The sequence below is a fragment of the Microbacterium sp. 69-10 genome (assembly GCF_001897945.1).
Taxonomy (GTDB): Bacteria; Actinomycetota; Actinomycetes; order Actinomycetales; family Microbacteriaceae; genus Microbacterium.
Genome location: NZ_MKRT01000022.1, coordinates 84,024 through 89,774, shown reverse-complemented (window position 1 = coordinate 89,774; position 5,751 = coordinate 84,024). Strand labels below are relative to the sequence as shown.

The window sequence follows — 5,751 nt, the reverse complement described above, 5'->3', positions numbered from 1 at the left end:
CCGAGATCGTGCGGCTGCTGTTCCAGACCGAGCTGTTCAAGGAGTACACGAACTCCTCGGCGGGTCTGCGCGGCTACAGCGACGGCTTCCGATCGATCAACCCGTTCCCGCCTGGCACGTACGGATTCGGTCCGTTCACGTACACCGAGGTGGAGCTGTGGAACCGCGTATTCGGACTCATCATGCTCGCCATCGCGGTGCTGGTCGTCTGGGCGCTCATGCGCAGCCCATGGGGCCGGGTGCTCAAGGGCATCCGCGAGGATGAGGACGCCGTGCGCTCGCTCGGCAAGAACGTGTTCGCGTACAAGATGCAGGCGCTGATCATCGGCGGCGTCATCGGCGCCATGGGCGGCATCGTGTTCGCGGTTCCCTCGGCCGTGGTGCCGGGCAGCTACTCGACGTCGCTGACGTTCTTCCTCTGGACAATCCTGCTGCTGGGAGGCGCCGCCACAGTGCTCGGCCCGACGCTCGGCGCCGTGCTGTTCTGGATCGTGTTCTCGTTCCTCGGGAACCTCCTGCCGCAGATGGCCACCGCGGGATACCTGCCCATGACCTCGATCCAGGCTGAGATCGTGCGATGGATCCTGGCCGGTGTGGTGCTGATGCTGATCGTGATCTTCCGCCCGCAGGGCATCCTCGGAGACAAGAGGGAGATGACCTTTGTCAAGTGAGAACCAGCCCGTCACCGAGAGTGTGAAGCGGCAGAAGACAACCGGCCTGACCAAGGGACCGGCAGCGCCGGGAGTGGCGAAGGTCGACCCGATCCTGATCGTCGACGGGGTGGAGCGCCGGTTCGGCGGTCTAGCAGCGGTCGACGTCGACCATCTCGAGATTCCGAGGGGTGCGATCACCGCCCTGATCGGGCCGAACGGCGCGGGCAAGACCACCCTGTTCAACCTGCTCTGCGGGTTCGACAAGCCCAACTCGGGGACCTGGTCCTACGACGGCAAGAGCCTCGCCGGGGTGCCGTCGTTCAAGGTGGCGCGGATGGGTCAGGTGCGGACGTTCCAGCTCACCAAGGCGCTGTCGCTGCTCACCGTGCTCGAGAACATGAAGCTCGGCGCACCGCATCAGCGGGGCGAGAGCTTCTTCGCGGCGATGTTCCCGTTCCTCTGGCGGAAGCAGGATGCCGAGATCGAGACGAAGGCCCGCGAGCTCCTCGCGCGCTTCAAGCTCGACGCAAAGGAGAAGGACTTCGCCGCCGCGCTGTCGGGCGGACAGCGCAAGCTGCTGGAGATGGCCCGAGCCCTGATGAGCGATCCGAACCTGGTGATGCTCGACGAGCCGATGGCCGGCGTCAACCCGGCTCTCACGCAGTCGCTGCTGGATCACATCCTCGATCTGAAGGACCGCGGCATGACCGTGCTCTTCGTCGAGCACGACATGCACATGGTGCGGCACATCGCGGACTGGGTGGTCGTGATGGCCGAGGGCCGCGTGGTCGCCGAGGGCCCGCCCGAGGAGGTCATGGAGGACCAGGCCGTGGTGGACGCCTATCTGGGCGCGCACCAGGACGTGGACCTGGGCGTGGTCACGGGACGCCTGTCCGTCGTCGACGGCGGTGCGGCCACCTCCTCGGATGAGCTCGCCTCCCGCATCCGGGAGAAGATCGAGGCCGAGGCCGAAGCCGAACTCGACAAGGAAGAGGAGGACCGGTCATGACCGACGACGTCGTGGTGGAGCTGACCGGGGTCCACGCCGGCTACCTGCCGGGGGTGAACATCCTGAACGGCGCGAACCTGATCGCCCGCAAGGGCGAGCTGATCGGCATCATCGGCCCCAACGGCGCCGGAAAGTCGACGCTGTTGAAGTCGATCTTCGGCATGGTCCACGTGCGCGAGGGGGACATCACCGTCAACGGCGAGAGCATCGTCGGCCTGAAGGCCGACAAGCTCGTCAAGCGCGGTGTGGCCTTCGTGCCGCAGACCAACAACGTCTTCCCGTCGCTGACCATCGCCGAGAACCTGCAGATGGGGCTGTATCAGAACCCCCGGATCTACAACGAGCGGCTCGAGTTCGTGACGGGCATCTTCGCCGAGCTCGGCAAGCGTCTCGGGCAGCGCGCCGGATCGCTCTCCGGCGGTGAGCGCCAGATGGTCGCCATGTCGCGCGCCCTGATGATGGATCCGTCCGTGCTGCTGCTCGACGAGCCCTCCGCGGGCCTCTCCCCCGTGCGGCAGGATGACGCGTTCATCCGCGTCTCGGACATCAACCGGGCAGGCGTCACGACCATCATGGTGGAGCAGAACGCGCGCCGCTGCCTGCAGATCTGCGACCGCGGCTATGTGCTCGACCAGGGCCGCGACGCCTACGAGGGCACCGGGCGGGATCTGCTGAACGACCCGAAGGTGATCGGGCTGTACCTGGGCACGCTGGGGCAGGACGCCGCCTAGACAGCGCATGCGAGCGCACGGAGAGAGCCCCGGATGCCAGGCATCCGGGGCTCTCCGTGGGACGGTGCGTGTCAGCTGATGCGCTTGAGCACGTTGCCCGTCTCGAACTCGTAGACGCCGATGGCGGCGCCCTTCGGGTCGTTGTTCTCGTCGAACGTGATCTCGCCGGACAGACCGTCGTAGTCGATCTTCTTGCCGTCGTTGATCAGCTTCGCGCACTCGGCGAACGTCTTGCACTTCGTGCCCTTGTCGGCGCCACCGGAGACCGAGCGCATCTTGGCAGCCATGTCCTTGCCCTCGACCGACTTCGCCTCGAGCGCCGCCAGTGCGATGAGCGTCACCGCGTCGTAGGCCTCAGCGGAGTAGGTCACGGCGTCGATCGGCTTGTTGCCCTTGGCCTCCCAGACCTTGTTCAGGTCGTCGATGAAGGTCTTGGGCAGGTCGGCGCCCGCGCGGGTTCCCTTCGAACCGGTCAGATCCACCGGGATCTGGTCCTTCCAGTCCTTCAGGTTGCCGTCAACCAGGTACAGCTTGCCGGTGTTGACGCCGGCGTTCTTGAGCAGCGGTGCGATGGTCGCGAACTGGTCGTACGAGACGACCGCGACGGCATCCGGCTTCGCGGCCGCGACCTCAGCGACCTGCGCGTTGAACTGGCCGTCACCGACGTTGTACGAGGACTTCGCGACGACCTTGCCGCCGGACTCGCCGAACGTCTTCTCGATGGCCTCTGCCAGACCCGTGCCGTAGCCGTCGTTCTGGTAGATGATGCCGAGGGTCTTGTTGCCGTCCTCGGAGATCTGGTTGCCGAGCGTCTCGCCCTGCAGCAGGTCGCTGGGCGCCGTGCGGAAGTAGAGCGGGTTCAGGCCCGAGAAGTCGGGCGAGGTGTTCGACGGCGAGACGGTCAGGATGCCGGCGCCGACGTTGCCGTCGAGGATCAGCTTGGTCACGCTGGACGACGCCGCACCGATCATCGCGGTGATGCCCTCGCTCTGCAGCTTGGTGATCGAGGTCTCGTAGGCCTTGGTGTCGGTGTCGCCCTCGTCGCCCGTGGAGAGCGTGATCGTGACGCCGGCCTTCGCCTCGTTGACGCGATCGACGGCGAGCTGGACGCCCGCCTCCATCGGGGCGCCGAGGAAGGCCAGCGAACCCGTCTCGGGAAGCAGCGAACCCAGCTTGAGGGTGAGGTCGGCGGCGGGCTTCTCGCCCCCGTCGGTCGGCTTCTCGGATGCCGGAGTGCTGGCACAGCCGGAGATGACGAGTGCGGATGCGCTGATCAGCGCGATCCCTGCGAAGATCCTCGCCGGACGCGAGCCCTTCAATGCGTTCATGTTGCTCCCTTGCGTTACTGAACGTGGAGTACCACTTTCGGATGCCTTTACCCTATGCGGTGTGGGACTCCGGCGGTCGGCGTGCGGGTCTCGGTCCCTTAACGATCCCGCGCATCCCCTCAGACCAGCTCGGCGGCGGCCTGGCGGCGGCCCCGACTCTTCTGCACCAGCAGGTCGACGACGAACACGGCGATCGCGATCCACACCAGGATGAAGCCGATCCAGCGCTCGGCGGGCATGGGCTCCCCCAGCACGGCCCAGCCCAGCAGGAACTGCATGATCGGGGTGATGAACTGGATCATGCCGATCAGCGACAGGTCGACCCGACGCGTGCCGGCGGCGAACAGCAGCAGCGGCACCGCGGTCGCGATGCCCGCGCAGGAGAGCAGCACGGTGTGCAGCGGGCTCACGGCGCCCATCGTGATGCCGTGGCCGTCCTGCGCCACGACGATGAGGATGACCGCGGCGATCGGGATCATCCAGAACGACTCCAGCGTGAGGCCGCTGACCGCGTCGACCGACGGACCGATCTTCTTCTTGACCAGCCCGTACAGGCCGAAGGACGCCGTCAGCGACAGGGCGATCCACGGGAACGCCCCGTAGGCGACGATGATCACGCCCACCGCGACCGCGGCGATGCCGATCGCGACCCACTGCGCCATCCTGATGCGCTCGTGCAGCACCAGCACGCCCAGCAGCACCGTGAAGATCGGGTTGATGAAGTAGCCCAGGCTCGTCTCGACCACGTGCCCGCTCATCGCGGCGATCACGAAGACCTGCCAGTTGATGTAGATCAGGGCGCCCGCCAGCGCGGTGAGCGCCAGCAGCTTGGGCTGGCGCCAGATGATGCGCAGCTTCTCCCATCCGCGGGTCACGACCAGCAGCAGGATGCAGAACACCAGCGTGAGCAGCAGCCGCCATGCGACGACCTCGAACGGGCCGGTCGGTTCGAGCAGGAGGAAGTACAGCGGGAAGACGCCCCAGAGCAGGTATGCCCCGATCGTGTACAGCGTCCCCGCGCTCTTCGTGCTCACCGATCAAGCCTAGTGGCGCCTGGAACGACGAAGGGCCCGGATGCCATGCATCCGGGCCCTGGAGAACGTCAGCGTCAGCGGACGACGACCGCGAGGACGTCGCGAGCCGAGAGCACGAGGTACTCGTCGGCGCCGAACTTGACCTCGGTGCCGCCGTACTTGCTGTAGAGCACGCGGTCGCCAACGGCGACGTCGAGCGGAACGCGGTTGCCGTTGTCGTCGATGCGGCCGGGGCCCACAGCCACGACCTGGCCCTCCTGGGGCTTCTCCTTGGCGGTGTCGGGGATGACCAGACCGCTTGCGGTGGTCTGCTCTGCCTCGACCTGCTGGATGACGATGCGGTCCTCGAGCGGCTTGATGGAAACCGACACGGTGTACCTCTTCTTTCGTGACTGAGATCAGAAGACTGTTAGCACTCTCATGCCGAGGGTGCTAACTCCAGTGTATGCCGACGGCTGGCACTCATGCAATGCGAGTGCCAATCGGGCGGGCCGGGACGCACGACCGTAGGCTGGTCGGGTGGAGATGTCCGAGCTGACCGCCCTGCTCACCCGCGACGGCCTCGCGCTGCTCGACGAGGTCGGGCCGGTCGAGTCGTCCGGCGACGTCGCGCGCGCCGTGTCACGGCTGCGCGCGGCCGGCCACTCCCCCGAGCTCGTGTCGGCCGTGGTCGGGCAGGCGCACCTGCGGGTGAAGGCGGCGGCGAAGTTCGGCGAGTTCGCGGAGCGGATGCTGTTCACCCGGGCAGGCCTCGAGCAGGCCACCCGACTGAACGTCGCCACGCTGCACGCCGTGCGGATGCGACGGGCAGGCATCACCGCGGTCACCGATCTGGGCTGCGGCATCGGCGGCGACAGCCTCGCCTTCGCCGGTGCGGGCCTGACCGTGACTGCCGTGGACGCCGACGAGGTGACCGCCGGGATCGCGGCCTACAACCTCGCGCCGTTCGGAGCGACAGTACGCCACGGCCAGGCCGAGGAGTTCCTGAGCGCCAGC

7 protein-coding genes are annotated in these 5,751 nt (G+C 67.0%); 4 read left to right on the top strand and 3 right to left on the bottom strand.

Going from position 1 to position 5,751, the window contains the following annotated elements; all coding sequences use genetic code 11:
- The 3 genes from BGN97_RS09520 to BGN97_RS09510 all read left to right on the top strand — a co-directional run.
- Window positions 1-671, top strand: a 671-nt coding sequence (locus BGN97_RS09520) for a branched-chain amino acid ABC transporter permease (protein WP_292700547.1), incomplete at its 5' end; no start/stop codon positions are given.
- Window positions 672-693: 22 nt separating this feature from the next.
- Window positions 694-1,662: an ABC transporter ATP-binding protein gene (locus BGN97_RS09515; protein ID WP_292700846.1), complete on the top strand. Its 969-nt coding sequence runs from the start codon at window positions 694-696 to the stop codon at window positions 1,660-1,662.
- Window positions 1,659-2,393, top strand: a complete 735-nt coding sequence (locus BGN97_RS09510) for an ABC transporter ATP-binding protein (protein ID WP_292700545.1) — start codon at window positions 1,659-1,661, stop codon at window positions 2,391-2,393. The genes BGN97_RS09515 and BGN97_RS09510 overlap by 4 nt, the downstream gene beginning before the upstream one ends.
- A 71-nt stretch (window positions 2,394-2,464) precedes the next feature.
- Here BGN97_RS09510 and BGN97_RS09505 read toward each other — a convergent pair whose 3' ends face one another.
- From BGN97_RS09505 to groES, 3 genes are all read right to left on the bottom strand, one after another.
- Window positions 2,465-3,721, bottom strand: coding sequence for a penicillin-binding protein activator (locus BGN97_RS09505; RefSeq protein ID WP_292700543.1), 1,257 nt, complete (start codon window positions 3,719-3,721; stop codon window positions 2,465-2,467).
- A 119-nt stretch (window positions 3,722-3,840) separates the two neighbouring features.
- Window positions 3,841-4,755: an EamA family transporter RarD gene (gene rarD / locus BGN97_RS09500; protein ID WP_292700541.1), complete on the bottom strand. Its 915-nt coding sequence runs from the start codon at window positions 4,753-4,755 to the stop codon at window positions 3,841-3,843.
- Window positions 4,756-4,829: 74 nt separating this feature from the next.
- A complete protein-coding gene (gene groES / locus BGN97_RS09495) occupies window positions 4,830-5,126 on the bottom strand; it encodes a co-chaperone GroES (RefSeq protein WP_099196502.1) in 297 nt (98 codons plus the stop codon).
- Window positions 5,127-5,274: 148 nt separating this feature from the next.
- Between groES and BGN97_RS09490 the strand changes: the two genes are divergently transcribed.
- Window positions 5,275-5,751: class I SAM-dependent methyltransferase (locus tag BGN97_RS09490; protein WP_292700534.1), on the top strand; the 477-nt coding region annotated here is incomplete at its 3' end.